Origin of the sequence: Pseudofrankia coriaricola (assembly GCF_001854805.1) — a bacterium.
In the GTDB taxonomy this organism is placed as follows: Bacteria; Actinomycetota; Actinomycetes; order Frankiales; family Frankiaceae; genus Pseudofrankia.
Map to the genome: position 1 here is coordinate 135568 of NZ_MBLO01000239.1, position 25955 is coordinate 161522.

General features: G+C 69.6%; 28 protein-coding genes and 1 pseudogene. 16 read left to right on the top strand and 13 right to left on the bottom strand.

Going from position 1 to position 25955, the window contains the following annotated elements; genetic code table 11:
- The first annotated feature begins 110 nt into the window (after positions 1–110).
- Complete coding sequence (locus BCD48_RS32560; RefSeq protein ID WP_071052204.1) at positions 111–2252, top strand: glycosyltransferase family 2 protein; 2142 nt, start codon at positions 111–113, stop codon at positions 2250–2252.
- Complete coding sequence (gene galE, locus BCD48_RS32565) at positions 2246–3334, top strand: UDP-glucose 4-epimerase GalE (protein ID WP_083419534.1); 1089 nt, start codon at positions 2246–2248, stop codon at positions 3332–3334. The genes BCD48_RS32560 and galE overlap by 7 nt, the downstream gene beginning before the upstream one ends.
- 397 nt (positions 3335–3731) lie before the next feature.
- Here galE and BCD48_RS32570 read toward each other — a convergent pair whose 3' ends face one another.
- The 6 genes from BCD48_RS32570 to BCD48_RS32595 form a co-directional block, all read right to left on the bottom strand.
- Complete coding sequence (locus BCD48_RS32570; protein ID WP_083419535.1) at positions 3732–4604, bottom strand: SAM-dependent methyltransferase; 873 nt, start codon at positions 4602–4604, stop codon at positions 3732–3734.
- Positions 4605–4862: 258 nt separating this feature from the next.
- Complete coding sequence (locus BCD48_RS32575) at positions 4863–6218, bottom strand: amidase family protein (protein ID WP_071052205.1); 1356 nt, start codon at positions 6216–6218, stop codon at positions 4863–4865.
- A 16-nt stretch (positions 6219–6234) separates the two neighbouring features.
- Positions 6235–6924, bottom strand: coding sequence for an ATP-binding cassette domain-containing protein (locus tag BCD48_RS32580; RefSeq protein ID WP_071052206.1), 690 nt, complete (start codon positions 6922–6924; stop codon positions 6235–6237).
- Positions 6921–8681 (bottom strand): branched-chain amino acid ABC transporter ATP-binding protein/permease, encoded by a 1761-nt coding sequence (locus BCD48_RS32585; RefSeq protein ID WP_071052207.1) that lies wholly within the window; start codon positions 8679–8681, stop codon positions 6921–6923. Before BCD48_RS32585 ends, BCD48_RS32580 begins: the two co-directional genes overlap by 4 nt.
- A gap of 100 nt (positions 8682–8781) precedes the next feature.
- The gene (locus BCD48_RS32590) at positions 8782–9636 is read right to left on the bottom strand and encodes a branched-chain amino acid ABC transporter permease (RefSeq protein WP_071052208.1); all 855 of its coding nucleotides are present in this window, start codon (positions 9634–9636) and stop codon (positions 8782–8784) included.
- 20 nt (positions 9637–9656) lie between these two features.
- A complete protein-coding gene (locus BCD48_RS32595; RefSeq protein ID WP_083419537.1) occupies positions 9657–10970 on the bottom strand; it encodes a substrate-binding protein in 1314 nt (437 codons plus the stop codon).
- Between the two features lie 189 nt (positions 10971–11159).
- Here BCD48_RS32595 and BCD48_RS55120 point away from each other — a divergent pair, with 189 nt between their 5' ends.
- From BCD48_RS55120 to BCD48_RS32605, 3 genes are all read left to right on the top strand, one after another.
- Positions 11160–11282: a hypothetical protein gene (locus BCD48_RS55120; protein ID WP_274536603.1), complete on the top strand. Its 123-nt coding sequence runs from the start codon at positions 11160–11162 to the stop codon at positions 11280–11282.
- Between the two features lie 249 nt (positions 11283–11531).
- Positions 11532–11849 carry a metalloregulator ArsR/SmtB family transcription factor gene (locus BCD48_RS32600; RefSeq protein WP_198543485.1) on the top strand — a complete coding sequence of 106 codons (318 nt, stop codon included), beginning with the start codon at positions 11532–11534 and terminating at the stop codon, positions 11847–11849.
- Between the two features lie 17 nt (positions 11850–11866).
- On the top strand, positions 11867–13294 hold the full coding sequence (locus tag BCD48_RS32605; RefSeq protein ID WP_071052209.1) for an ABC transporter substrate-binding protein: 1428 nt from the start codon (positions 11867–11869) through the stop codon (positions 13292–13294).
- Positions 13295–13322: 28 nt separating this feature from the next.
- Here BCD48_RS32605 and BCD48_RS32610 read toward each other — a convergent pair whose 3' ends face one another.
- Together BCD48_RS32610 and BCD48_RS32615 are read right to left on the bottom strand one after the other, a co-directional pair.
- Entirely contained in the window at positions 13323–13610 is a 288-nt protein-coding gene (locus tag BCD48_RS32610) for a hypothetical protein (protein ID WP_071052210.1), read from the bottom strand.
- A gap of 89 nt (positions 13611–13699) precedes the next feature.
- On the bottom strand, positions 13700–14248 hold the full coding sequence (locus BCD48_RS32615; protein WP_071052211.1) for a hypothetical protein: 549 nt from the start codon (positions 14246–14248) through the stop codon (positions 13700–13702).
- Positions 14249–14354: 106 nt separating this feature from the next.
- Between BCD48_RS32615 and BCD48_RS32620 the strand changes: the two genes are divergently transcribed.
- Complete coding sequence (locus BCD48_RS32620; RefSeq protein ID WP_083419538.1) at positions 14355–14879, top strand: TetR/AcrR family transcriptional regulator; 525 nt, start codon at positions 14355–14357, stop codon at positions 14877–14879.
- Between the two features lie 472 nt (positions 14880–15351).
- Here BCD48_RS32620 and BCD48_RS32625 read toward each other — a convergent pair whose 3' ends face one another.
- The 3 genes from BCD48_RS32625 to BCD48_RS32635 all read right to left on the bottom strand — a co-directional run bounded on the left by BCD48_RS32625 (position 15352) and on the right by BCD48_RS32635 (position 17610).
- Complete coding sequence (locus tag BCD48_RS32625) at positions 15352–15543, bottom strand: hypothetical protein (protein WP_071052213.1); 192 nt, start codon at positions 15541–15543, stop codon at positions 15352–15354.
- Between the two features lie 68 nt (positions 15544–15611).
- A complete protein-coding gene (locus BCD48_RS32630) occupies positions 15612–16790 on the bottom strand; it encodes a hypothetical protein (protein ID WP_071052214.1) in 1179 nt (392 codons plus the stop codon).
- Positions 16791–16980: 190 nt separating this feature from the next.
- Entirely contained in the window at positions 16981–17610 is a 630-nt protein-coding gene (locus BCD48_RS32635) for a deaminase (RefSeq protein WP_131804139.1), read from the bottom strand.
- A 487-nt stretch (positions 17611–18097) separates the two neighbouring features.
- Between BCD48_RS32635 and BCD48_RS32640 the strand changes: the two genes are divergently transcribed.
- The 4 genes from BCD48_RS32640 (at position 18098) to BCD48_RS32650 (ending at position 20465) form a co-directional block, all read left to right on the top strand.
- The gene (locus BCD48_RS32640; protein WP_071052216.1) at positions 18098–18373 is read left to right on the top strand and encodes a hypothetical protein; all 276 of its coding nucleotides are present in this window, start codon (positions 18098–18100) and stop codon (positions 18371–18373) included.
- Between the two features lie 296 nt (positions 18374–18669).
- The gene (locus tag BCD48_RS55125; protein ID WP_274536604.1) at positions 18670–18795 is read left to right on the top strand and encodes a hypothetical protein; all 126 of its coding nucleotides are present in this window, start codon (positions 18670–18672) and stop codon (positions 18793–18795) included.
- A 99-nt stretch (positions 18796–18894) separates the two neighbouring features.
- Positions 18895–19209, top strand: coding sequence for a helix-turn-helix transcriptional regulator (locus BCD48_RS32645; protein ID WP_071052217.1), 315 nt, complete (start codon positions 18895–18897; stop codon positions 19207–19209).
- On the top strand, positions 19209–20465 hold the full coding sequence (locus tag BCD48_RS32650) for a type II toxin-antitoxin system HipA family toxin (protein ID WP_071052218.1): 1257 nt from the start codon (positions 19209–19211) through the stop codon (positions 20463–20465). The genes BCD48_RS32645 and BCD48_RS32650 overlap by 1 nt, the downstream gene beginning before the upstream one ends.
- 59 nt (positions 20466–20524) lie before the next feature.
- On the opposite strand, the gene BCD48_RS32655 is transcribed toward BCD48_RS32650, so the two are convergent.
- Complete coding sequence (locus BCD48_RS32655; RefSeq protein ID WP_083419539.1) at positions 20525–20872, bottom strand: NUDIX hydrolase; 348 nt, start codon at positions 20870–20872, stop codon at positions 20525–20527.
- A gap of 128 nt (positions 20873–21000) precedes the next feature.
- Positions 21001–21516, bottom strand: coding sequence for an ATP-binding protein (locus tag BCD48_RS32660; RefSeq protein WP_071052220.1), 516 nt, complete (start codon positions 21514–21516; stop codon positions 21001–21003).
- Between the two features lie 255 nt (positions 21517–21771).
- On the opposite strand from BCD48_RS32660, the gene BCD48_RS32665 reads away from it, so the two are divergent.
- The 6 genes and pseudogenes from BCD48_RS32665 to BCD48_RS47615 all read left to right on the top strand — a co-directional run.
- Complete coding sequence (locus tag BCD48_RS32665; protein ID WP_071052221.1) at positions 21772–22575, top strand: aminoglycoside adenylyltransferase domain-containing protein; 804 nt, start codon at positions 21772–21774, stop codon at positions 22573–22575.
- Positions 22576–22705: 130 nt separating this feature from the next.
- Positions 22706–23299 carry a TetR/AcrR family transcriptional regulator gene (locus BCD48_RS32670; protein ID WP_071052222.1) on the top strand — a complete coding sequence of 198 codons (594 nt, stop codon included), beginning with the start codon at positions 22706–22708 and terminating at the stop codon, positions 23297–23299.
- Positions 23296–24138 carry an alpha/beta fold hydrolase gene (locus BCD48_RS32675; RefSeq protein ID WP_071052223.1) on the top strand — a complete coding sequence of 281 codons (843 nt, stop codon included), beginning with the start codon at positions 23296–23298 and terminating at the stop codon, positions 24136–24138. Before BCD48_RS32670 ends, BCD48_RS32675 begins: the two co-directional genes overlap by 4 nt.
- 187 nt (positions 24139–24325) lie before the next feature.
- Positions 24326–24763: a P-loop NTPase family protein gene (locus BCD48_RS32680; RefSeq protein WP_083419540.1), complete on the top strand. Its 438-nt coding sequence runs from the start codon at positions 24326–24328 to the stop codon at positions 24761–24763.
- Between the two features lie 234 nt (positions 24764–24997).
- A complete protein-coding gene (gene rnhA / locus BCD48_RS32685) occupies positions 24998–25573 on the top strand; it encodes a ribonuclease HI (protein WP_083419541.1) in 576 nt (191 codons plus the stop codon).
- 152 nt (positions 25574–25725) lie between these two features.
- Positions 25726–25863: pseudogene (locus tag BCD48_RS47615) on the top strand (IS6 family transposase); the annotation flags it as partial.
- Positions 25864–25955: the final 92 nt, after the last annotated feature.

Genomic DNA, 25955 nt, shown 5'->3' on the forward strand with positions numbered 1-25955 from the left:
ATGACACGACGATGGCCAGCCAGCGTCAGACCAGGCCCGACTCGTTCGGGCGCCTGTCGTCGACGGCGACAACAAGCCTGGGGCCAGCTGCGGGCCAGGCAGCCGGACCTGTGAGCGGTACCACCAGGCAGGACGGGGCCGCCAGCACGCCCGTCCCGCCGGAGGCACGCCTCCCGCGGGCACCGGCACCCGGGAACCCGGCGCTGCCGTTCCAGCCGGCTGACCTCGGCTCGGCCGAGACAACCCTTCGCCTTGGGCCACGGCGGCACGGCGCCGGGCCGAGCGCCCCAGGGCCTGAGCCGCGGGGCCGGCTCTGGCGGGACCTCGCCACCGATCACGAACGGGCGGAGGGTGAACCCCGCACAGCAGAGCCGCCGCTCCCGCTGAACGGCCTGCCGAGTGTCCCCGTGCCGGAGCCACCGCCAGGCGCGAAGCGTTCGATGCTCCCGGCCGGGCTCGCCGACCCGTCTCGGCGGAACAGCGAGCTCCGAGTCCCCTACGCCGGCCGAAGAAAGATCAAGACCTTTGTTCCGATCTCCCACGGGCGCGACAGCTTCCTAATGCTGTTCCTCGCGGGGTGCTGGTTCGTGGCGGTGGCGGGTTTCTGGCTCTGGTGGTTCAACCCGCTACACGTCCTCACCCTCCCGGGATTCATACTGAACACCGCGGTTCTGTCCTATCTCAGCTACCTGCCCGCGTACTTCGTGCTGACGGTGCTCCGGCTTCGGCGGGTGAATCCCGGGCTGCCCATTCGCGATTTCCGGGTCGCCTTCGTCGTCACGAAGGCCCCTTCCGAGCCGTGGGAGATGGTACGCAAGACTCTGGGCGGCATGCTCGCCCAGGACTATCCGCATGCTTACGACGTATGGATCTGCGACGAGGACCCGACCGATGAGACATACTCCTGGTGCGAACGCCATGGCGTCGGGATCTCCACCCGCCGAGGATTTGATGACTATCATCGCGGTGAATGGCCGCGCCGCACGAAGTGCAAGGAAGGGAATCTTTCCTTCTTCTACGACCACTGGGGCTACGACTACTATGACGTCGTCTCGCAGCTCGACGCCGACCATGCCCCGGCGCGGGACTATCTCCGGCACATGGTTCGGCCGTTCGCCGACCCGACGATCGGGTACGTGGCGGCACCCAGCATCTGCGACACCAACGCGCGCGAGTCCTGGGCAGCCCGCGGCCGGCTGTACCGGGAGTCTCACCTGCACGGTCCGGTGCAGGCCGGGGCCAGCAGCTGGCTCGCGCCGGCGTGCATCGGCTCGCACTACGCGGTGCGTACCGCTGCGATCCGCGACATCGGTGGAATCGGGCCGGAACTCGCCGAGGATTTCTCCACCACGTTCCTGCTGTGCTCGGCGGGCTGGGGCGGCGCGTTCGCCCTCGACGCTGAGGCGCATGGTGACGGCCCAACAACCTTCACCGCCGCCATGACCCAGGAGTTTCAATGGTCACGCAGCCTCATGGTCCTCTTCATGGACATCTTCCCGTCCAACGTGCCTAAGCTTCCGTTGGTGCTGCGGATCCGGTTCCTCATCGCGCTGAGCTACTATCCGCTACTCGCGCTGGCGACGGCAGGTGCCACGCTGCTGCCTCCGGTGGCGGCTATCACCGGCGCGACCTGGGTGGACATCGACTACCTTCGCTATCTCCTCCTGTGGTGCTCCGCGCCCGGGGTCGTCGTTATCATAAACCTCCACCTGCGCCGCCGCGGGCTGCTCCGCCCCGCCGACGCGAAGCTGCTCGCCTGGGAGACGTGGCTATTCCTGATGGCCCGATGGCCCTACGTCGGGTGGGGATGCATCGCCGCCGTGATACAGAAGATCCGCCCGAGGCAGGTAACTTTCAAGATCACTCCCAAGGGTGACCACGGCGTCGAGATGCTACCGACCTACCTGGTCATGCCCTACGCCGTCATCGCCGCGTTCACGTTCTCGGCGGGGCTGTACGGCGCACGTGCCGGGCACCCACTCGGGTATGTCGGGCTGAGCCTTCTCTCGGGGCTCAACTATCTGCTCGTCCTACTGTGCGTCTGCCTCATGCATGCTGTGGAGACCAGGCGGGTCACGAGTGCCTCGGCGCGTAACCTTGTCGCGACGGTGGCCAGGCCGCTGCTCATTATCGTGCCGTTGACAGTGCTGGGTGTATTCGCCATGGTCACGATGTTGACATTGATCCAGGGGGCCCGTATAAATATCGTCGATAACATCGTCGACCTGCTGAAAATGGTGCAAGTATGGTGAGCGCTGTGCTCTCCGGCGGTCCAACGACGGTGCTTGTCACAGGAGCCTCCGGCTTCATAGGCTCGCACACCTGTGTCGACCTGCTGACCGCGGGCTACGACGTCATCGGTGTCGACAACTTCGCGAACAGCTCGCCCGGCGTCGTCGCACGGATCCGTGAGCTCGCCGGACATCGCCTACGGTTCGTCGAGCTCGACCTGCGCGACCGGCCCACTCTGTCCAGAGTCCTCGACGGGGAAGAAGTCGACGCTGTGATTCACTTCGCGGCGAAGAAGGCGGTCGGCGAGTCGGTGAACATACCGCTCGACTACTATGACACGAACGTCAACGCGACTCTCGGGCTCGTAGGCGCGATGCTTGACCACGGCATGAACCGCCTGGTTTTCTCCTCCTCCTGCTCCATTTACGGCGAGGCGGACGTCGTGCCCATCCGGGAGGACAGCCCCGCGCGGCCGACCAACCCGTACACCCGGACCAAGTTGATGTGCGAACAGATCCTCGCCGACCTGTGCGACCGCTACCAGGACTGGCATGTCACGTCGCTGCGCTACTTCAACCCCGCTGGCGCACACCCGTCCGGCCTGCTGGGCGAGGATCCTCGCGGCATTCCCAACAACGTGTTGCCTTACATTGCCCAGGTGGCTGTCGGGCGGCGGACCGAGCTATCGATCTTCGGTGGCGACTACCCGACGCCGGATGGCACCGGCATCCGCGACTACATCCACGTCATGGACATCGCGGAGGGCCACCGGCTGGCCCTTGAGCATCTCGGTGACGCTTCGGGGCACCGGGTGATCAACCTGGGGACCGGCCGTGGTACCTCCGTCAAGGATCTCCTGGCGGCCTTCTCCGCCGCGTGTGGCCGAGAGCTGCCTAGCCGCCTGGTGGCCCGCCGCGCCGGGGACGTAGCGGAACTGGTTGCCGACCCAGCCTTGGCCCTCAAGCTGCTCGGCTGGTCGGCACGCCGCAACGTCGCCGACATGTGTCGCGATGCCTGGAAGTTTCAGCACCTGAATCCGAATGGTTACGACGAGGACGGCGGCGAGGGCGTCCGGCCTCGGTGTCGAACGGACAGCGGGTGACCGCGGAGCGGGTCAAGGTCGCGGCCAACGCGATGCCTGTACCCACTGTCACAGGGTCTGAGTACGTCGTACTGGTGGCCCCGCATGCCGCCCACACGGCCCCGGCACCCAGCGGCTGATGGCGTCCCTGGCGCCGTCAGTCCGCGCCAGGGACGCCTACGCCGCCCACAACCGGACGCCGTCGTCACGGCCGGGCGGGCCCTTGACCTTGGCCCGGTCGATCGCGAGTCGGCCCGTCGGGGTCTGGCGGATCCACCGGCCCAGCGAAAAGAGGATCTCCGTACTCAACGTGCAAGCAGCACAAGATCCGCGACGGTCCCGGCTCAGTCGTGCGAGCGGTGACCGGGCCCGGCCGCCGCACTCGCCGTGCTCTGTGTGCTCTGTGTGGCGCGCTATTTCATTTCTTGCGGCCGACGCCGCCGTAGACGCTGACCTCGGCGTCGGTCAAACCCGCCGGGACGGCGGCGTCGGGCCGCCACCGGTGCGCGACCTGTATCCCAGGCTCGACCAGGTCGAGACCCTCGAAGAGCCGGGCGATCTCGCCGTGGCTGCGGGCCTGCGCGGGGATTCCCCGGCCACGGTAGGTCTCGATCAACCGGGTCCACGTCTCAGGCGCGTAGTCACCGGTGACATGGCTGATCACCACATGGCTACCAGACGGCAACGCGTCGAGCAGCCGCTGCACGACGCCGTACGGGTCGTCGGCGTCCGGGAAGAAGTGCAGGATCGCGACGAGCGACACCGCGACCGGCTGGGTCAGGTCGATGGTCTCGCGCAGCTCGGCCGACGCCAGGATCGCCTCGACGTCACGCAGGTCCGCGTCGAGATAGGCGGTGCGGCCGGTCGGAGTGCCGGTCAGCAGGGCGCGAGCGTGTACGAGCACGATCGGGTCGTTATCCGCATACACGACCCGGGCGTCCGGGGCGATCTGCTGGGCGACCTCGTGCAGGTTGGGGCTGGTGGGAATGCCGGTGCCGATGTCGAGGAACTGGCGGATGCCCACCTCGCCGGCAAGGTAGCGGATCGCCCGGTGCATGAACGCCCGGTTCTGCCCAGCGGTCGTCCGCCCGTGCGGGAACTCGGCCAGAGCCTGCTGCGCGGCCTCCCGGTCGGCGGGGAAGTTGTCCTTGCCGCCGAGGTAGTAGTCGTACATCCGGGCCGAGTGTGGCCGGTCGGGTTGCAGGTCCACCCGGACGGCGGCGTCCTCGGTCGAACTCGTCCAGTCCCAGCCTGGGACGTCGCTGATCTGTGAGTCGTCCGTCTCCGTCACGACGCCCCCTCCTCGTGGCCGACGACCGGCACAAATCACCCTATCCGTCGAAGACGCACCGTCGTCAAGACGGTGCACTGCGCATCGACCACAGCGACAACGCCCGCTGAGCAATGGCCGACCGCCGGATTCGGGCACCACTGTCGGAGCGCGGGGGCGCGGCACCGACGCCTTGACGGACGTTGAGCGGCGTCGATGACCCATGCGGCTCCGCACGGCCCCGAAACAGCGATCTTCGTGGTGCTCGCGCCGAAACGGTCACCGCATCGCGGCCTCGAGGGCACGGGCGACGGCCAGCAGTGTGCCGTCGGCGCCGGACGCTGCCTCCAGCGACAGGCCCACCGGCAGGCCGGCCGGTGTGTACCCGTTGGGCAGGCTCAACGACGGTACGCCGGCGACCGACCCCGGACCGGTGTTCTGGATCGAGGTGAGGAAGACGTTGACCTCTTGTCCATTGTGGGTGGTCGTCTCGGTGTCGTTGAGCGGCGGCGCGACCAGCGGCACAGTCGGGTACACCAGCGCGGCCACCCGATGACGGGTGAACGCCTCGGCGTACGCGGCCTGTAGCCGTTCTCGGGTCGCCAGGCATTCGTGGTAGTGCGCTTCGGGTATCGGCCGATCCAGGATGCCGTCGACGAGCTGCTTGACGTCCGGCGAGCTGATCTGCGCGGCAATGTCGGGCAGGCCGAGGTCACAGAACGGTGCCGGCAGCGCCTTCACGTACGCCGGGAGCGCCCGGGCCATCTCGAACAGCGCGATCGGCAACCCACACAGCGCGTCCAGCTCGTGGGCGCCCGCAACCCGCAGCTCCACCAGCTCAACGCCCGCGTCGCTGAGTACCGCCAGCGCCGCCTCGGTGCGGGCGGATACGTCGGGGTGCAGACCGGCGTAGAAGCCGTCGCGGGGCACGCCCAGCCGCAGCCCGGCCAGGCTGACGGCAGCCGCGCGGGCCCGTCCGGTGACGGCCGAGTCGACCAACGCCGCGTCGGCCACGGTGTGGGCCAGCACCCCGATCGTGTCGCGAGTGGGCGACACCGGCACCGTGCCCTCGTTCCCCCAACTCCCGGCGCTCGGCCGGAACCCAACGATGCCGCAGTACGACGCCGGGATGCGCACCGAGCCGCCGGTGTCGGTGCCGAGCGCGAAGGGCACCAAACCGGCGGCGACCGCTGCCGCACTGCCACCGCTGGATCCGCCGGCCGTCCGGTCGGTGGCATGGGGGTTGCGTACCGCTCCGTACGCCATGTTGTGGCTGGTTGTACCCAGGGCCAGCTCGTGCATGTTGGTCTTGCCGACCACGACGGCGCCGGCGCAGCGCAACCGCTCCACCACCGGCGCATTCGCGGCGGCCACCGAACCGCGCAGCGCGGGCGTCGCCGCCGTCGTCGGCAGGTCCACTGTGTCGATGTTGTCCTTGACCGCGTACGGCACGCCGGCAAGCGGCCGGCCGTCGGCGGCGGGTCCGGACACGTCCGCCGCGACCGCCGTGAACGCCGATAGCTCCGAATGCCTCTCGATGCCGGCGAGCAGTTCGCCGGCGACCTCACGAGCCGACGTGGCGCAGCCGCGCAGCCGCTCGGCGACCGCGACGATGGTCAGGGGTGTGGGTGGCATGGGTCCCTCCGAAGGATTACGGTGCAAGGCGGTCGGCGACGTGGTCGGCGGTGTCGGCGGTCACCGGGCCGCCGTCGACGATCTCCCCCCGCTCCATCAGGTACCAGCGGTCGGCGACCGACAGCGCCGCCTCCAGGTGCTGCTCGACGACGAGCACCGCGCGGCCCGCCGCGGCCGCCGCGCGGGCCCCGGCCGTGAATCGGTCGACGTTGGCCGGCTGGAGCCCCTCGGTGGGCTCGTCGAAGAGGCACACGGCGCCGGGCGCCATGAGGACGCGGGCGATCGCGAGCATCTTCTGCTCACCGCCGGAGAGCGTGCCGGCCAGCTGCTGCCCGCGGTCGGCGAGGAAACCGAACAGAGCCGCGGCGGCGGCCGGCTGCGCACCGGCGAGGCGCAGGTTGTCCCGGACGCTGATGTCGGCGAACACCGGCCGGTCCTGCCGGACGACGCGTAGGCCGTGCCGGTGCCGCCGTGACGGTGGCCAGTGCGTCACGTCAGCGCCGTCGAGAGCGACGGTTCCGCCCGCGGCGGCCAGGGTGCCGGCAATCGTGTTGACCAGGGTCGTCTTCCCGGCGCCGTTGCGCCCGAGCAGCGCTACCACCTCGCTGGGCGCTACCTGGAGGTCGACACCGAACAGCACCGGCGCCTGGGCGTACGCCGCACGCAGCCCGCGCACGGCGAGCCCGCCCGCTGCCCGGGCACTCACGACGCGCGCCCGACGTAAACGGCGCGTACTCGCGGATCGGCATCGACCTCGGCGGGGGTGCCGGTGACCAGAACGGCACCGCCGGCCATCACCGTGACGCGGTCGGCGACGCCACGGATGAACGCGGTGTCGTGCTCCACCACGAGGATGGCGATGCGCTGCCGGTGGGCGAGCTCGGTGAGCAGCTCTCCGACGGCGGCGGTCTCCGCGCGGGTCATGCCCGCCGTCGGCTCGTCGAGCAGGAGCACGGCGGGTCCCGGGGCCAGCGCCATGGCCAGCTCCACGAGCTGTCGTTGCCCGTGGGAGAGGTCTCCGGCCACCGTGTCGCGCTGGCCGATGAGGTCGGCCGTGGCGAGCACAGTCCACGCGGCCGGCGACACCGTGGCCGACCACGGTTGGCGCAGCAGCGCGAGCCACCGGTGCGTGGGGCCCCACCGGGCCAGCGCGAGGTTCTCGCCGACCGTGAGCGAGGTGGCCAGGCTCGGGGTCTGGAACTTGCGGGCGGCGCCGGCCCGGGCCAGCTCCCAGGCGGGCGCGCCGGTGAGGTCGCGCTTGCCGACGCGCCACCTGCCGCCGTTCGCCGGTGTCACGCCCGACAGCACATTGAGCAATGTGGACTTGCCGGCCCCGTTCGGCCCGATCAGGCAGTGCACCTCGCCCGGTCGCAGGGTGAGGCTGACTCCGTCGACGGCGGTGAACGCGCCGAACCGGCACACCACGCCGGCGGCGTCGAGCGCAACGGCGCCGTCGCCGGCGGGGTTCGCGCCCGGCAGGCCGGCCTCGCGCTCGTCCGCCCGACCGAGCCGGACCTGCCGCGGCGGCCGCCGGGTGGGTAGCCATCGCCGTACCCACAGGGCCAGCCCTTCGGGCAGGAACAGCACCGCGCCGACGACCACCAGCCCGGTCCCCAGCAACCAGTAGTCGAGAGCCCGGTCGGCCAGCTCGCTCGCGCCGATGTTGTAGCCGATGGTCGCCACGGCCGGCCCTACGATCGTGCCCTTGGAGCCGAGCAGGGCCCAGACCACGAAGCTGGTAGCCATCGCGACACCGACCAGGCCCGGGGAGACGAAGCCGACCTGCAGCACGAAGATGGCACCGAGGAACCCGGCGAGTGCGCCGGTGCAGGCGAAGACACCGGTCTTGAGGTTCACCACGTGGTAGCCCAGGCTGGCCGTACGCCGCTGGTGGTCGCGCGTGGCGGCCAGCGCCGCACCGAGCGGCAGCGAGGCCAGGTGCGACAGCGCGACGATCGCGGCCACCGCGACGAAGACGGTGAAGGCCCGCTGTCCGGCCGGGCTGAGCGCGGCGGCGCCCAGGTGTAGGCGCGGCACGTCGGTGAGGCCGTTGAAGCCGCCGGTCACCGACGTCCAGCCGTTGGCCACCTGTTCGGCGCCGAGCGCGAAGACGAAGGTGGCGAGCGCGAACGTCATCGGGGGCAGACCACGGCGGAACGGCAGCCAGGCCACGAGGAAGGCCAGCAGTCCACCGACGGCGGCGCCCGCGACCAGGCCAGCCAGCGAGCCGGCAGCGCCGACGTGCAGACCGAACCAGGCACCGGCGTACGCGCCGGCGCCGAACGTCACGCTATGGCCGAGGTTGAGGATGCCCGAGGTGCCCCAGGCCAGGGCCAGCGCGGCGGTGGCCGCCCCCAGGACGAGGAACTGGGCAAGCTGGCCACCGTAGTAGTCGCCCGACAGCAACGCCAGGATCGGCAGCCCGACGAGGGCGGCGCCGCGGCGGATGGCTCTGGCCGTCATGCTGTGCCCTCCTTTGGCATGCCCTTCTGGCCCTCGCCCGCGAGGCCGTTATCCGGTCCGGCTGGGTGCCGCTCGGTGCAGTCGGTCATGGTGCAGTCGGTCATGCCGTTGCCTCCCCGAACGCGGCTCGCCGGCGGGCCTGCAGCACGACGAAGGCGAGCGCCAATGCCGACAGCCGGCCCAGCATGGGATCGGTGAAGAAGGTCATGATGTTCTGCACCGTCGCGATCGCCAGGCAGGCGACGACGACCGCGCCGAGCCGTGAGCCGGCGACGATCACGCCGAGGAACGCGCCGAACAGGTAGTCGACGCCCATGTCCGGCTGCACGTTGACCAGCGGCGCGACGAGCGCTCCGGCGAGGCCGGCGAGCGCCGCGCTGCCGGCGAAGACTGCGAGGTTGAGCCGCTGGGACCGCACCCCGAGCGTCTCGGCCAGGTCGGCGTCGGCTGCGACGGCGCGCACGCGCAGCCCCAGCGGAGTCAGGCGCAACGCCGCCAGGACCAGCGCGAGCACACCCACCGCGATCGCGATGAGCAGTAACCGGTACGCCGGGAACGACACCCCGAGCAGCTCGACCGCTCCCGGCATCGGGTTGGCGACATTCCGGTACTGCTTTCCGAAGGCCAGCTCGACGAGCTGACGTACCACAATGGACAGCCCGAACGTGCCGAGGATCGACAGCTCCGGCGAGCGGTAAAGCCGCCGTATCAGAGCGACCTCGGTCAGCGATCCGACCGCCAGGCCCACCGCGGTAGCCGCGGCGAGCCCGGCGAGCCAGGGCAGCTCGTGGTCGGCCGTCACCATCGCGGCGTACGCGCCGAGCATGATGAACTCGCCATGCGCCAGGTTGACGATGCGCATCAACCCGAACGAGACAGCCAGACCGACGGTGATGAGTGCCAGCAGCGCCGCTGACCCGAGCACCCCCAGCGACTGGACGACTAGATTGTCCACAGTTGAGTCCCGAATCCCGGTCAGGCGTCGCAGGGTTCCTCGGGCGTGACACCCTCGTAGGTCTGGACGATTTTTGTCGTGCCGTCGGACTGGGTCTGCGCGATGTAGATGGGCTGAGTGGCATACCGGTTGACGCCGAAGGTGACCTTTCCGGCGGGAGCGTCAAGGCTCATGCCCTTCAGCTTCTCCGTGACCTTGGCGACGTCGGTGCCACCGGCGGCATTCGCGGCCTGCGCCCAGGCCTTGATGGCGACGTATGTCTGCTCCGACAGCGACGTCACCGGCGAGGCGTCGGCACCGAACTTCTGCCGGTACGCGGCCAGGAAGGCGGTGTTGGTCGGGTTGTCGACCTCCTGGAAGTAGCCGAGCGAGGTATACATGCCGGCCGCCACCCGGGCACCCATGGCGGCGCGGGTGTTGTCCTCGTACAGCACGCTCAGCCGCTGGACCTCGTCGTTGCCTAGCCCGGCGTCGTAGGCCTGCTTCTCGAACGTGATCCCGTCGCCGCCGACCAGGGCCGGCAGCAGCAGGTCCGGGCCAGCCTTCTGCACCTTCTGGATGACCGACTGGAAGTCGGTGGTCCCCAGCGGGGTGTAGTCCTCGCCAACCACCTCGCCACCGGCGGCGGTGATGTAGCGCTTGGCCGCCTCGAAGCTCTTGCGTGGCCAAACGTAGTCGTTGCCCAGCAGGTACCAGCGCTTCTTACCGGTCTGCTGCATCACCCACGGGATCGTCTTGGCGAGCTGCTGGCTGGGCACCTCACCATTGGCGAACATCACCGCATTGCAGGCACCGCCCTCGAACACCGGGGTGTACAGATACAGCGTCTTGGCCTGCACCGCGACCGGCAGCGCCGCCTCCCGGGTTGCCGAGTTGTGCATCCCGACCACCACCGATGCGCCGTCGCTCTGCACCAGCCGGCGCATCACCTGCTTGCCGGTGTCGGGGTTGCCGGCGTCGTCGCCAACAACCAGACGCACCTTCCGCCCGCCCACCCCGCCCGCCGCGTTGATCTCATCGATCGCGAGCTCGGCGACGTTCTTCGTCGGCGGGCCGAACAGTCCCGCCGGTCCGGTCATCGTCGTCAACAGACCAACCGTGATCTCACCGGACCCGCCTGCTGGAGCGGCGGCATCCGCGGCGCCGGTGCCGCCATCGCTGGAGCACGCTCCGACCACCAGCGCCAACGCCCCGGCTGCCGCCGCCAGGACCCCCCGCCGCAAGACTTCAGACGTCATGGCACCTCTCCATCGGAAAACAGGTAAACGCACGTTAGCACGTTTTCTTGATCTGCGGGCCGCGCTGTCCGCGGCGTGGGCGCGGCGCGGGTTCATCCCGCTCTACGACCGCGGCCAGCTGGCGGTCGACCTCGGGCTGACGCTGCCGCTCGGCGGGGAGGCGATCAGCGACTTCCAGGGCCTGCGGCACCTGGCTCCGGTGACGGGCCCGGTGGCGTCGACCCCGACGGCTGATCGGCGACATCACCGTCGGGGACTGCCTGGAGCTCGCGCTGCTGCAGGGCGGTGCCCGCCCGGCTCACCCACGGCCAGCGGAAACGCTGGCTGCACCTGCGCGCGGACTGGCCCTGGCTCGACGCCGTCCTCGGCAGCTGGACACGCGTCAAGGCACTGCCCACGAAGACCTGAACCACCCGTCGCCCTGCCCCCGCGACCACGAAACACCTCTCCGGGCCGTGGACCCGGCGCGGCGACGCGACCGTCGCACCCCACCCCCGCCTACAGACAGGAACCTAGATCAAAAACGCCGGTCGCCGATCACACGGGGGCGCCCCGCCAACCCCGTGAACGATCCAGGCCGGCAGCGGTGGCGAGGCGACAGGCGTGGCCCCAATGCGGTAACGTGCAAACGACTATTTACCTGATTGCGGGGTGACGATGACCATGGCGGAGCCCGAGTACGCCTTTGCCGCGCTGGCGGATCCGACACGCCGTGCGATCCTGCGCATCCTGCGCAAACGTGATTCCCTGACGGTCGGCGCGCTCGCCGAGGAGTTTCCGGACATCACGCGGGCGGGCGTCTCGGCCCACCTGCGCGTGCTACGCCACGCCCGGTTGGTCGAAGAGAAGCGAAGCGGAAAGTACCGCGTCTATTCGCTTGGCCCGAACCGCGCCGACGAGGTAGTGAAATTCCTGTCCGAGGTCTACCGGCAGTCGCTCGAAGACCTGCAGAATCCCCGCCAAGACGAAGGCTAGAGGCAGGTGCTTTCCCGATGGGCGATCTCGTCCTGACCGCGGAGCGATCCGTTGCGGAACCGCTCGCGTCAGCGTTCGAGCGTTTCGGCCATGCCTCGGGCGGCGGATGGCTGTTCGGCCTGTCCTGCGACGTGGTGGCGCCCGGCGCCGTGGTCCGGTTCTCGATGCCCGGTCCGGCCAGCCAGGCACCGATCCAGTCAACCGGGCGCATCGTCGAGGTCGACTCCGGGCGCCGGCTCGTCCTGCACCAGGAGTCGCCCTGGCGGAGCCGGGTGGTCCTCACTTTCGATCCCGACGGTGCCGGCACCCGGGTCCGGCTGCGCGCCGTCCTCGCCGACGACTGCGTGCCTTGGCTGATGCGGGCGAGTGGCCTGGAGGTACCGGAACCGGCCGAATTCGGCCGCGCGGTCCGCGTCGGCGTGCTGCTCCCACTGTCGGGCGCCGCGGGCGTGTTCGGGCGCGCGGCGCACAACGCCGGCGAGCTCGCGGTCGACGAACTCAACGCCGACGGCGGCATCCGCGGCGTGCCGTTGCGGCTGTACGTCGGCGACGACGGCACCAACAGAGCCACCGCGAGGCGCGAGTTCATCCGCCTCGTCGATCTCGTAGGCTGCGACGTGGTGATCGCCATGACGACGTCGGAGTCGATGGCGGCGGTCCGGCCGCTGGCCGAGGCCCGCGGAACGCTCCTGCTGCACGCGCCAGCCAGCGAGGGCGGGCCGGCCGGCGACCGGATCTTTTACCTCGGCGAGCGCCCCGCCGACCAGCTCGAGCACTCCGTTCCGCTGCTGATGGCCGAGACCGGTGGCCGAGGCTGGTTCATCGTCGGCAACGACTACTCGTGGCCGCGCAGCGTCGCCCGGGCGGCACGGCGGGTCATCGACGACGCCGGTGGCGTCCTGCTCGGCGAGCGCTATCTACCCTTCGGTTGCCAGGACTTCACCGCTGTACTGACGGCCATCCAGGCCACCGGCGCCGACCATCTCATCTCGGCACTGGTCGGCACCGACGCCGTCGCGTTCGAGCGGGCATCCTTCGCCGCCGGGCTGCGCGCTCGGGTGCGGACGATCGCCATGCTCGTCGACGACGTCTGCCGCGAGCACATCGGCGACGATGCCGCGACGGGCATCTGGTCGGTCCTCGACCACTTCACAGCGCTCGACGACGTCGACAACCAGCGCCTGCAACGGCGATGGCGGCAACGGTTCGGTCTGTTCTCACCCCCGCTGTCGAGCACGGCGAAGTCGGTATACGACGTCGTGCGGCTCTACGCCGGCGCCGCGCGCGCAGCCCGTTCGGTGGACCCGACCGACGTCGCGCGCACGCTGCGCATTTCGCGCGGCCGCGCAGGCGCGATGCTGCCGCGGGTGCTCGGCGAACCGCGCCGTACCTGCATCGCCGAGGCGGTGCAGGGAGGCTTCGTCGTGCGTGAAGCGCCGGCCTAGCGCCTCGCGACGATGGTTGTCAGGCAGCCTAACTGACCGTGCCGGGCGAGGGAGGCGACGTCCGTGACTGCCCCGCCCACCGGGCCGCAATGCGGTAGGCCGTGAGCGAATCGAGGGCGGCCTGGCCAAGGACGAGTACCGGGTCGCGCTCGTCGCCTGGGGAACGTAGGGCGGCCGCGACCTTCTCGAGTTCGACGGCGATGGCCAGCGGGGTCGGGTAGCTCCCGACCGCCTCGCGGATCCAGGCGAGCGCGGCCGCGTACGCGGTGTCGAAGTGGACCCTGCGCGCGTGCCGTTCCGTGGGAAGAGAGGTCACCAGCCGGGTCTCCGCCGCCCGAAAAAGCCCGGCCAAGCGATCATTGAGGACAGAGCCGCAGGTCAGACACTCCCTCCGAAACCGAGAGTTCAGCGATGCTGGCCGCTCAAGGTGGCACTTGGCGCCTGGGGCACGGTTCGCGTCCTGCGTCGCCCGGTCCTGCGCATCTGGGCCCGCAGTAGCCGGACTCGACGTGAATATGTCGCGGGCCGGGCGACCGCTCCGGTCAGGATGCGCTCGGCGTTGTCGAGGGCGTCTTCCACCAGAGCGTCATGCAGATGCGACCAGACCAAGGGCCATCCCAGCCGCATCGCCCCGGTCGGACGGCCGGTCAGTTCGTGGCGGAACTCCACCGTGCCCGGTCCGGTCGCCGAGACCTCGAAGGCGTGGGTGCCGCGCAGCCCCACACTCGGGTCGAAGCGAAACGTGACGGCGCGTCCTGGCTGGTATGCCTCGACCGTGTACCGGATCGGGCCGTGCCCGCCGGTCGCCCCCTGACCCAGTGGCCGGTCCAGGCGTTGCGCGGGCCAGCGGTCGCTCGGCCAGAGCCGGTCGTCGTCGCTCGACAGGCCGTCCAGCAAAGCGCCCGCGGCGTCGAGGTCGGCTTGCAGGGTTCGCGCATGAACATTGACGATCATCACACACCTCCCGATCCGGGAGCGCCATACGGTACCGTATGGCCACTGCTCCGTACGGTACCGTATGGAGGTGGCTGGGAACAGTAGTAGCGGTCTAACTCGCGCAATGTGGATCGATGCCGCGCTCGACGCCCTCGCGCGGGGAGGCGTCGCAGCCGTGGCCGTCGAATCCATCGCCACGCGCCTGAAGGCCACCAAGGGAAGCTTCTACTGGCACTTCACCAACCGAGACGCGCTGGTCGTCGCCGCACTCGAGGAGTGGGAACGGCGGAACACCGCCGACGTGATTGCCGATCTGGAGGCGCATAGCCATCCAGCGGTCCAGCTCAGGGAGCTGTTTCACCGGGCCTTCGGCAGTGCTCACATCAACGCGGTCGACGCCGCCGTGCTGGCGGACGCGGAGTCGCCCCTCGTCGCGCCCGTGCTCGACCGGGTGACCCGACGGCGCCTGGCCTACCTGGAACGCGCCTACAGCGGCCTCGGACTGTCCCCGGCGGACGCCCAGCGCCAGGCACTGCTCGCCTACACCACCTACCTCGGCGTGTTCTCCCTGCGCCGAGCCGCGCCCGGCCTCATATCCGACGACGACCTGATGGTGGCACTCGAACCGCTGCTCTCACCACGGACGTAAAAGAGTGTCCGCGCGCGTGCCCGTGTTCTCCGCGCGCGGCCGAACAGCCCCTAGGTCACCGCATCCTCTTCAGCCAGCCCAGCGTCACCACTGAGAATGGAACAGAGCCGTAGGTCAGCGACTCCCTGTCGGTGCGGCAACGCTGGTCGGCCGGGCGCGTGGCCCCGAAAGCGCGGCGTTGTGTCGCCCCGGCGGGAGCCGTTCTCAAGGCCGGCGCGGTGCGCGGCTTCGAAGACCACCGCGGGCACCTCGTCGGCCCGGCGCCGACGGCGATCGGACGCACTTGCCGGAGCCGTCACGCGTCGTCCCGGCCACCGAGCCACCCGCGGGGTCGGCCGCGGAGGTTGTAGTAGCGGCCGTTCGGATCCGAGGGCGGCGCGCCGCCGACCTCCGGCTCCGAGCGGTGTTCTCCCGAGGACTCCGGGTTGTCAGTCCTGGTCGTCGAGGAGCTTCGCGGCAGCCTTGGGCATGATCACTCGTCCCAGTCGCCGGCGCCGCCAAGTTCCGCGATCCGCTCGGGCGTCATCCTGGTCAGGGCGGCGACGCTTGCGCTGAGCGAGCCGTCGAGGACGCGCATCGACTCGACCATCCCGCTGCGGACTTCCTCGCGGCGCAGGTCGAGGTAGGCCCGCGTCGCCTCGGCGACGAAGTCCTTCTTCGACATGGCGAATGGCCGTCCGCTATCCGCCGCGCCGCTTTAGAGCGATGTTCCGAGGGGCTACCTGCGAGGAGTCAGGTCATGCAGGGGGCTCCGAGGTCGGGCCGGTCGAGGTTGTCCGCGACGGCGGCGAGCGACGCTGCGAGAAGATGTTCGGGGAGGTCTGTCTGTTCGGCGTGCCAGCGGATCCAGTCGGGTAGCAGGGCGCTGGCCTCCTTGGTGACGGGGTCGTCGACCCAGTCGCTGATCAGGCCTCGGATGTGGCGGACCCGGTGGGGTGAGGCCGCGTGCCAGGTGCCCGGAAGCCGTCCTTCGATCCACTCGTAGGCAAGGGCGTCAAGGGGCTCGGGGGCAGGCGGGTTGCCGTGCCGGTCGCTGTACCAGGTGGCGAACGCGTCGACGAGCGGGCCTGCGTCGAGGTCGCGGTGAAGGTTGGTCGCGCGGGGCAGCGGGGTGCCGCGGCGGCGTAGCGCGTCGGCGAGCTCATGCAGGCGGCGGCTGGTCCGGAACCAGTTGTCCAGCGCCGAGTCCGACTCGTCGCCCTGGAAGATCTCGCCCCCATGGTCGGCGTACGCCAGGCAGACCAGTTCGTCGGCGCGCTGCGCCGCGGCGGGCTCGGCGTCGCTCGCGGACTCGCCGGCGAAGGCTCGCCACGCTGCGACGGCCTGGGCGACGTCGTCGTACACGCCAGCGTTGACGACGGTCACCATGCCGCAGGCATCGACGTCGAACAGGAACACCGACGGGTCGACCCCGCCCGGGTAGGTGAAGCCCGCGATCACCCCGATCCGGCTGCCGTAGGCATCACACAGGTGCCAGACCTCCCCGGTGGAGGACAGACGGCGCATCGCCGGCAGCCAGCGCGCCTCGCCCGGCCCGCCAGCACGGGCGACCTTGGCGGCGAGGCGTCGGGCCGCGGTGGTCGCGCCGGAGGCGAGCGCGGGCGAGCCGATCGCGCTCAGGCCGTGCAGCAGCCGCCACGGCCCCTCCCAACCAGTGCCACCGCGGTCGAGTTCGTCATGAATCCGGGCCGCGGTCGCCTCGGTGAGCTGCGCGAACCACCAGTCGACCCACAACCCCCGGCGAACGTCGCGCACGGCGTGGCGGATCTGCCCACCGACCAGCTCGACGGTCGCCTCCTCCAGCACACGGGGCCCATCGGCGGCCAGAACCGCGCCAGAGCCGTCGAGGACAGCCGCGATCGTCGGATCGAACCAGGCCGGCCTCTCCCGAGAACCCACGAACAGGTCCACCGGCGAGACCTCTGCCGCCGAGCCGGCCTGCGCCCTGCCCGCACGCGGCGAGCCAGCACCCGACCGACCGGACGGCCGGTTCTTGGACTTCTTCGGCTTTCGCCCACGGGAGACCGGTGACATGTGGCTGATCGTAGGGACCCGCACCGTCAGGCCAACCAAGGCCATGGTGTGGTCCGGCCAACCAGATCTACGAGCCCACCCACGGCGGCGGGTCGGGATGTGAGTGAACGGCGACATGCAGTTCGTCGATCAGCGTGTCGATGCTCGTGTCGCGCGCGACGGCCCGCGAGATCGCGGAGGCCACGGCCGGCTGCGCGGCGAGCGTGACGAGGTCGGGTCTCTCCTCGCGCCAGGCGACGCTCGCCGCGCCCCGTCCGGGGCGGCGGTAGAAGTAGTGGCAGGTGATGAGGAGTCCGGTCACCGCCTCCACCACGTCGTCGGCCGGTCCGACGACGGTGAAGCCGCGGCGGCTGATCTGGGGATTGCGCACCACCATGGAGGTCGCCGCCCCGCCATAGTGATCCCGCCAGGCGTAGTGCAGGGCGCCGACACCGGTCTGGAGAGCAGCACCCATGCACAGGCAGCAGGGCTCCACATTCGTGTAGAGAACGTGGTCCTGGAACGAGCCACGGCACGGAAGCCGCGCGAGCGCGTTGACCTCGGCGTGCGCGATCCGCGTGTTGGAAAGCTGGCCGGGCACCGCGATGTCCTCATGGCGAGTACTACGGCCCTGCCCGACCGGCAGGCCGGAACCGTCGAGGACGACCGCGCCGATCGGCAGGCTCCCAGCCCGATACGCCTCCCAGGCCAAAGACATCACCAGCGACCACGGAAACTCCACCAGACCAGGATCGCAGCACCATCCATATACTGAAGGCCCCTCACCGTGTTGATCACCGGTTTAGGTCGGGCTACAGGACCTGCGCAGCCAAATCCGAAGGGCGGGCCAGACGAGCCGTCAGAACCGCGGGATAGCGTGTGAGAGTGACAAAAGGACTGGCGCAGGCCAGACGGCTCTGCGACACGCTCGGCGAGGTCTTCTGCCTGACGTTCATCCGCGGAGTCGACCCGGCCGAGGCCCTCCGGCGGATGGGCGCCTATCCGGAAACGTTCACCGAGCTCGCCCCGCGCGACATGTACGAGCGACAGATGTCCTTCGACGCCGGCTATCCGAACATGGCCGGCGAAGCGCGCCGCCGCGGTCGCGGAGGTGCGCCGCATCGCTGGCCTTCTCGGCGTCGCCGACGCACCGGGCCTCGCCGACGCGCTCACCCGCGCTGGAGGACCGCTTCCCCGGAGTGTCCATGGAATCGCCGCTTGGCCGTGAAGTGCGCGGCTGGCTGCGGTTGTCCGCGATGGCGGGCTGGTCACGCAACGATTCCACCGCCAGTTACCGGATGACCGAGGCCGAACGCCGTCGGGGCAACCTGCTCGGCTGGTTCGCCACCGCGCTACGCGGCGCGCTGTACCCGGATCCGGACCTCGCCGTACGCACGGCGCTCTACCCGCTCGGCTGGGGCCCGCCACCCATCGCCGACCCCGCCGCACACACGGCCGCCCTATCCCACCTACGCGCCTGAAATCGCCAGGCCAAGCCGCCGTCAATCACCCAGCCACCCTCCGGTCTCCATCCTGTGCCGCGTCCTCCGCGACCTGGCCGATCTGATCTGCCGGCTGTGTCAACATCCCCGGATCCGGACCGGCCGCCCTCGCTCGTCGTGCTGCGCGGTCCGTCCTGCAGCGGCAAGACAACGACCCCGCTCGCAATCCGACAGGCGGTCGGCCGCGGTGTGGCAGTGGTGCAGCAAGACATGATCGCCGCGAGCTGCTCCGCGAGCACGACCGGCCGGGTGCCCTGAACATCGACCTGATCGCCATGATCGTGACGCGCTGCCTGACCGGTGGCTACAGCGGCGAGCAGTTGCTCGGTGGCCGCGGCACGGAGCTGGAGACCGCCACTGGTTCAGACGGCCCGGTCGGGCACGCGATCCACCCGTCTTGACCGCCTTCGCCTCGGCCTGCCCCATCTGGTCAGCCACCGCACGGAGGCAGCCGCACTTAACGGCGAACTTAACCACCGTAGACCAGTATGATGCTGGCTATGGTCGGCGACAGGGCCTCGCATGCCACGCCGTTGTCGGTGGCGCGGTCGCTGCGTCTACTTGGCGAGCATGTGTCGACCTGGCGGAAGCTGAACCGGCTGACCGCGGCCCAGGTCGCCCAGCGAGCCGGGATCTCGCGGGACACGCTGCGCGCCATCGAGCAGGGTAAGGGCACCGCGAGCACCGAGAACCTGTTCAGGGTGCTACGCACCGTCGGGATCATGGACGCCGTCGTCAGGGCCACCGACCCGTACGAGACCGACGTCGGCCGGCTACGCATGGACGAGATCCTCCCCAAGCGAGTACGGCGCTGATGGTCGAACGGAATCCTGTCGAGGTCACCGTCGAGATCGACGGGCAGGAGACCGCCGCCGGAACGTTGTGGCTTCACGACCGCGGCGGACAGAGCGCCACGTTCCGCTACACCGACGCCTACTTGACCAACCCTGCCGGATACGACCTCGACCCGGCACTGGCCAGGGCCGCCGGCGTCTTCCACACGCCGCCGCGGTCAGCCATCTTCAACGCGTTCGCCGACAGCGCCCCCGACCGATGGGGTGAGAACCTCATGAGGCGCGAGGAGCGCGAGCGCGCCCGTGCCGCCAAGACGACACCTCGCACTCTCGGCAAGGCCGACTTCCTTCTCGGTGTCCGCGACGACACCCGCCAGGGATGTGTCAGGTTCCGCAAGCCGGCAACCGCCACCTACTATTCGACGCACCGGCACGCGGTCCCACGGCTGATCGACCTGGCCCGGCTCATGCGAGCAGCCGACCGCGTCCGCGCGGACGGCGACTTCGACCGCGACCTCGCGGACCTCATCGACGCAGGTAGCTCGCTCGGTGGCGCGCGCCCCAAGGCAGCGGTACGGGACGTGTCCGGGCGGCTCTCGATCGCCAAGTTCCCGCGTTCGGACAGTGATGAATGGGACGTGGCCGGTTGGGAGGAGGTACAACTGAGACTCGCTCGGAGAGCGGGGCTTACCGTGGCGGAGTCGGAACTACTGACCGTTGCCGGCCGGCACGTACTACTCCTGAGTCGCTTCGACCGCATCGGGGCGCGGCGTCTGGGGTTTGCAAGCGCCCTGACAATGCTCGAGGCCTCCGACGGGGACCTCCGCAGCTACCTCGAGATCGCCGAGGTGATCGAACGTTACTCGCCGAGAGCTGACGCCGACCTGCGTGAGCTCTACCGGCGGATCCTGTTCTCCATCCTGACCGGGAACACCGACGACCACCTGCGCAATCACGCGTTTCTACGCGAGCGAGACGGCTGGGCGCTCTCTCCTGCCTATGACCTCAACCCCAATCCGGACAACCCGGCCCGGCTGAGCACGGCCGTCGATCTCGACAACACCGACGCAAGCCTCGACGTCGCGCTGTCGGTAGGCAACTACTTCCGCCTGTCGCCGCCAAGGGCCCGCGACCTCGTCAGAGAGGTAGAGACCGCCACGTCGGGCTGGCGGCAGGCCGCCGCCGAGCTCGGCATCCCGAAAAGTCAGGCCGACCGGATGGCAGTGGCCTACGAGAGCGAACAGCGACGGATCGCGCGTGCTCTCAGGGTGCTTTGAGGATCGGTACAGGCGCGTGCGATCGCGTCAGAGACTGCCGTTGATCACCAGTCACACCCTCATCGAACGCGGCGGCGCCGCCGCCGTCGTCCCAGGCAGACGTCGAGTGGTTGAACCCGGCCGGCGAGCGGTGAGGCACCATCCCACCAAGTGATCGCGGTGATCTCGTCGTTCGGGGCGAAGGCGTTGCCCGGTGTCGCTCGCCCGGCGTAGATCGCCGCGTACTCGGCGCGTTGCTCGGGGCCAAGCGCGAACCGCGCGAAGCCAGCGAAGGTCAGATCATCAACCTTGCAGCCAGATTCCTCGTGCAGTTCGCGTATGGCTGCCTGCCGAGGCGTTTCGTCAGGGTCGATCATCCCGCCTGGCAGTTCCCAGCACGCGCGCTGTCGGTTGAACACCAGCAGCATGCAGCCGTCGTGCCAAAGCGCGACCAGCGAGACGGTCAGCGGAGCGTCGCGCTCGTCGTGCTGCGCGGTCCGTCCTGCAGCGGCAAGACGACCACCGCCCTTGGGCCTGTTTCGCGTGGCGGCGGTCCTCAGCCCTTGACGGCCTCTGCGATCTGCCGGGCGGCCTGGGCGGCCGTGAGGTGCGTGGTGTCGACGACCTCGGCCGCGTCGTGCAACCAGGTGCGGGCTGCCTCGGCGTAGGGCTCAAGGTGGCTGAGACGGAACGGGGAGACAGCATGCTCGCCCAGGATGCGCCCGCGGAGGGTGTCTTGGTCGGCGTGGAGGACGAAGTGCCGAACTGGGACGTCATGGTGGGCGAGGCCCGTGCTGATCTCGCGCCAGTACTGCTCAACCAGGACCGTCATCGGCATCACCAGGATGCCGCCGGTGTAGTCGAGCACGCGCCGGGCAGTCTCAACGACAAGCGGGCGCCACGGCGGCCAGTGCTGGAAGTTGTCCGTCGCGGGCAGCCCCGGCGAGATGTCCATGAGCGTCTCGCCCACCTTCTCGGCGTCGAACACCCGTGAGTCCGGGATCAGCTGCTGCACAAGGGCACTGGTCGTCGTCTTGCCCACGCCGTGGGTGCCGTTGAGCCATACGATCACGGGACCCGATGCTACCGCCGCGGGCCGAACCGTCCTGCCGGCTCTGCCGCGGACAGCTCGTCCGCTGCGCGACCACGGCGTCACCGATTGTCACCTCAAGTGTCCGTCATATGGGGTCGGGCCCATGTCCGCGAGCCCACGGACCTCGCCCGTGCCGACGCCACTTCATCGACGGCAGGAGGTCGAACGCTCCGAGACGGTCGCCACGTGAGTCCGGGCCCCAGACACGGTGGCGCTGGCAGACAATCACCGGTCATGACAGTGCCTGCCGCGGTATGCAACGTCGTGGACACCTACCTGATGGCGATCGACGCCGCGGCTCCCGGTCTCGTGGAAGGCTGCTATGTAATCGGGTCCGCGGCCCTGGACGACTTTCGTCCCGGCGCCAGTGACATCGACTTCGTCTCCGTCACGGCGACACCGCCCGCCGGGAACCAGCTCGCCGCGCTGGAAAGCGTGCATGCTCATCTGCCCCGCCGTCCGCTCCTCGACGGCATCTACATCACCTGGCGTGACCTCGCCGGCGGCCCGGAACAAGCCTCACCCGGGCCGCACGCCCACGGCCGACGGCTTCATCCGCGGTGCGACCACCAGCGCCACCCCGTCACCTGGCACAGCCTCGCCCTCCACGGCATCGCGATCCGCGGCCCCAACCCCACGAACATCGGCATCGTCACCGACGCACAGGCCCTCGCCCACTGGACGCGCGCCAACCTCGACGACTACTGGCGACGATGGTGGCAACGCAGCTCCCACCTGCCCACACCGGCCGGTCTGGCCTGCCTCGCGCCACAGGGGCCAGTCTGGGGGGTGCTCGGCGTCAGCCGCCTCCACTACACCTTGACCACAGGCAAGATCGCCTCCAAGACGGCGGCGGGAGAATACGCACGAACCACATTCGAACCACGATGGCATCGCATCATCGACGAATGCCTACGCATCCGACGCGATGATCACTGCACGTCCCTCTACCGCAGCCCGCTGGCTCGACGGGCCGACGCACTGGCCCTCGTCGACGGGGTCATTCGTGATGTGCCTCCGCCCACGGGATCGGACTGACCGACCGCTCGCGCCACCAACCCACAGGTCCTGGCGCGACCCGTAGTCGCATGCGACACGGCACCTGCTCGCTTGGCCTTCCTAGGGGTATTAGGGTGAAACTAGAAACCCTAGGATCTGGGGAGGGCGGATGGCGCGGGCCGGGCTGACGGCGGAGCGGGTGACGGTCGCGGGCGCCGAGCTGGCGGACGAGGTCGGGCTCGACCAGGTGACCATGTCGCAGGTGGCGCGGCGGCTCGGGGTGAAGGACGCGAGCCTCTACTCGCATGTCCGCGGCCTGGACGACCTGCGCGGACGGATCGCGCTGCTGGCGGCGGACGAGAAGACCATCCGTATCGCGGAGGCAACCGCCGGGCGGGCAGGCAGGGACGCGCTGGTCGCGTTCGCGAACGCCTGGCGGGACTATGCGCACCGGTATCCGGGCCGCTACGCGGCGACGCAGATCTCGATCCGGATCGACCCCGAGCTGGCCGCGGAAGCACCGGGACCCCGGCGCGCGGTCAAGCTGACCTACGGAATGCTGCGCGGCTACGGACTAGCCGAGCCGGACCTGACCGACGCGGTCCGGCTGCTGCGCAGCACGTTCCACGGGTTCGTCGCGCTGGAGGCCGCGGGCGGTTTCGCGCACGAGCGTTCGTCGCAGCAGTCCTGGGTTCGCGCCCTCGACGCCCTGCACACCCTCCTGGAGCGTTGGCCCCCGTCCCGAGAAGGAGACCCTCCATGACCGAGCCGACCGTCGGGAGCCTGCGCGTGCAGGGCGCGACCCTGCACTACGAAGTACGCGGCCACGGCCCGCTCCTGATCCTGATCCCCGGAGGGACGGGAGGCGCGGCCTCCTTCGACGGCATCGCCGACGACCTGGCCGTCGAGTACACCGTCGCGAGTTACGATCCGCGCGGCATGTCGGGCAGCACCCTCGACGACTCCGAGGCCGAGCAGCATGTGGCTGAGCATGCCGACGACGCGTTCCGCGTCCTGGAAATGCTGTCACCCGGGCGGCCAGCCCGGGTGTTCGGCGCCAGCTCCGGCGGGATCGCCGCCCTGCACCTGCTCGCCACGTATCCCGAACGCGTCGAACGCCTCGTGGCGCACGAGCCGCCGGTAGTCGAGACCCTGCCGGACGCCGCCGAACATCGCGCGCTCATCGCCCGCGTGCAGGCAACGTTCCACGCTCAAGGGCTCATGCCGGCGATGGCCCTGTTCGCCGCGGGCCTGGCACAGGACGGCGAGACCACCGAGCCGAAGGCCGACATAGAGCTTCCGCCCCAAGCGGCGGCGCGGGCCGAGCGGACGATCGCCAACCTGCCGTACTTCGTCGGACGCATCGTGCCCAGCTTCATGTCCTATGCCCCGGACCTCCACCGTCTGGAGACGCTGTCGGACCGGCTCGTACTCGCCGGCGGCCAGGACTCACGAGGCGAGCTCCCCTACCGGGCTGCCGAATCCCTGGCCGAACGCCTCGGCACGGAACTCCACGACTTCCCCGGCGGCCACGTCGGCCTGACCACCCACCCCGCCGAGTTCGGCGAACTCCTGCGGAAGACCCTCAGTCCTTCGACCTGAATCCCGCTCACCCAAGCCAATCCCACGAAGGCGGACACTGCATGTCACCGGGCGACGCCCCGAGAATCGCAGCTCGCCGCAGCGCATCGCCCCCGGGCCCGATCGACCCGGCAGTTGACGTTACGAACATGTTCATGACGCATATGCGCTGCTCAGGACGGCTCAACGCCCTGAGCAGGTCGGTAAGGTGCAGCAGGACGTGATCCGCCGCGAGTTGCTCCGCGAGCGGGACCTGCCGGGCGCGCTGAACATCCAACTGATCGCCACGATCGTGACGCGCTGCCTGGTCGGTGGCTACGACGTCATCCTCGAGGGCATCCTGGATGCCTCCCGCTACGGCACCGCGCTCCGGTCGGTCATCGCGGCGCACCCCGGCTCGGCCCACGTCTACTACTTCCACCTCCCGCTCGAGGAGACGGCGCGCCGACGCGCGACGAAACCGAACGCCAGCGGCTACGGCGAACGCGAACTGGCCAAGTGGTACGTCCCGGACGACCTACTCGGCGTTCCCGGCGAACAGATCCTCAGCCCCACCAACACCCAGCAGGAGATCGTGACCCGCATCGTCACCGAGGCCCTGCCACAGCGAATCCACCCAGGTGTCGCACGATCATTCCCGGCTTGAACAGCGTGGCCCGACGGCCAGGCTTCCGCTGTGGCAAGTGTTTAGAACCAGGAGGGTCTATCTGGTCCTGGGTGGACGCAGGATTCCACCCTGGCCACAGGCTACGATCGCCAGGTGGCGCCGACGCCAGACGAAATCGACGCCGCGCGGACGCCTGCGGGAGGTTGGACCCGCGAGCAACTCGCGAGATGGGGTGTTCCCTGGCCTCCGCCGAAGGACTGGAGGCGGCGATTGATGGATCAGGATGAGCAGATCGTAGGCGCGGCCGAGCGGAGACCGCCTGTCGTCGCCCAGTACCGCACCTCCGCCGATCGCGACGTGAGAGCCGCCAGCGGAGGCGGGAGACGGCAAGGTGACCGCGACGGTGTCGTCGAGATCTACACAGACGGCGCCTGCAAAGGTAATCCGGGCCCCGGAGGATGGGGCGCCGTCCTGCGCTATGGCAGGCATGAGAAGACCATCTGCGGCGGTGAACCCGGCGACACCACGAACAATCGCATGGAGCTACTGGCGGCGATCATGGCGCTTGAGGCCCTCACCCGGCCATCGGTCGTACGTATCCATACCGACTCCCAATACCTGCGTAGTGGCATCAACGAGTGGCTCGCTCGCTGGAAAAGGAACGGCTGGAAAACCGGCGAGAAGAAGCCGGTCAAGAACGTTGACCTGTGGCAACGCCTGGACGCGGCCGCGAGTGTGCACAACGTCGAGTGGCTGTGGGTACGTGGGCACGCTGGCGATCCCGGCAACGAGCTCGCCGATCAGCTCGCGAACCGCGGACTGATCGAGGCGCGCCGACAGCCAAGCTGATCGCCGGACGCGGACTCTCCCGCCCGAATGCCGAATGAACATCATCCGGGGATGGGCGGCCGGTCGGGGCTCTGCTGGTCGAGGTCGTCCTGCCGGGTCTGTTGCGCGGATCGAGGTCGTGGTCAGCCTCGGCGGGCCGACATGATCGAGTGATGTCTCGCCGCCACCCTCGTCCGCCGGTCCCGGTCTCGGGGTTCGTCGGGTTCCGGTTCCCATCTGAGGTGATCACGCTGGCGGTGCGGTGGTGGCTGTGGTTCGCGCTGTCGTACCGGGATGTCGAGGAGCTGCTAGTGCGCTGTCCGTGAACGTCTGCCGGGCGAGGTGTGGCGATCTCGGTTTGCGGTGATGCGCAGGTATCTGCTCCTGCTCGTGGGAGGGGTCT

What these genes read in the sequence shown, in the direction of transcription:
- galE (WP_083419534.1), top strand. Translation starts at nt 2,246, where the DNA reads ATGGTGAGCGCTGTGCTCTCCGGCGGTCCAACGACGGTGCTTGTCACA.
- BCD48_RS32575 (WP_071052205.1), bottom strand. Translation starts at nt 6,218, where the DNA reads ATGCCACCCACACCCCTGACCATCGTCGCGGTCGCCGAGCGGCTGCGC.
- BCD48_RS32585 (WP_071052207.1), bottom strand. Translation starts at nt 8,681, where the DNA reads ATGACGGCCAGAGCCATCCGCCGCGGCGCCGCCCTCGTCGGGCTGCCG.
- BCD48_RS32595 (WP_083419537.1), bottom strand. Translation starts at nt 10,970, where the DNA reads ATGAACCCGCGCCGCGCCCACGCCGCGGACAGCGCGGCCCGCAGATCA.
- BCD48_RS32600 (WP_198543485.1), top strand. Translation starts at nt 11,532, where the DNA reads ATGACCATGGCGGAGCCCGAGTACGCCTTTGCCGCGCTGGCGGATCCG.
- BCD48_RS32605 (WP_071052209.1), top strand. Translation starts at nt 11,867, where the DNA reads ATGGGCGATCTCGTCCTGACCGCGGAGCGATCCGTTGCGGAACCGCTC.
- BCD48_RS32615 (WP_071052211.1), bottom strand. Translation starts at nt 14,248, where the DNA reads ATGATCGTCAATGTTCATGCGCGAACCCTGCAAGCCGACCTCGACGCC.
- BCD48_RS32620 (WP_083419538.1), top strand. Translation starts at nt 14,355, where the DNA reads ATGTGGATCGATGCCGCGCTCGACGCCCTCGCGCGGGGAGGCGTCGCA.
- BCD48_RS32625 (WP_071052213.1), bottom strand. Translation starts at nt 15,543, where the DNA reads ATGTCGAAGAAGGACTTCGTCGCCGAGGCGACGCGGGCCTACCTCGAC.
- BCD48_RS32635 (WP_131804139.1), bottom strand. Translation starts at nt 17,610, where the DNA reads ATGTCTTTGGCCTGGGAGGCGTATCGGGCTGGGAGCCTGCCGATCGGC.
- BCD48_RS32640 (WP_071052216.1), top strand. Translation starts at nt 18,098, where the DNA reads ATGGAATCGCCGCTTGGCCGTGAAGTGCGCGGCTGGCTGCGGTTGTCC.
- BCD48_RS55125 (WP_274536604.1), top strand. Translation starts at nt 18,670, where the DNA reads ATGATCGTGACGCGCTGCCTGACCGGTGGCTACAGCGGCGAGCAGTTG.
- BCD48_RS32645 (WP_071052217.1), top strand. Translation starts at nt 18,895, where the DNA reads ATGGTCGGCGACAGGGCCTCGCATGCCACGCCGTTGTCGGTGGCGCGG.
- BCD48_RS32650 (WP_071052218.1), top strand. Translation starts at nt 19,209, where the DNA reads ATGGTCGAACGGAATCCTGTCGAGGTCACCGTCGAGATCGACGGGCAG.
- BCD48_RS32655 (WP_083419539.1), bottom strand. Translation starts at nt 20,872, where the DNA reads ATGCTGCTGGTGTTCAACCGACAGCGCGCGTGCTGGGAACTGCCAGGC.
- BCD48_RS32665 (WP_071052221.1), top strand. Translation starts at nt 21,772, where the DNA reads ATGACAGTGCCTGCCGCGGTATGCAACGTCGTGGACACCTACCTGATG.
- BCD48_RS32670 (WP_071052222.1), top strand. Translation starts at nt 22,706, where the DNA reads ATGGCGCGGGCCGGGCTGACGGCGGAGCGGGTGACGGTCGCGGGCGCC.
- BCD48_RS32675 (WP_071052223.1), top strand. Translation starts at nt 23,296, where the DNA reads ATGACCGAGCCGACCGTCGGGAGCCTGCGCGTGCAGGGCGCGACCCTG.
- rnhA (WP_083419541.1), top strand. Translation starts at nt 24,998, where the DNA reads ATGGATCAGGATGAGCAGATCGTAGGCGCGGCCGAGCGGAGACCGCCT.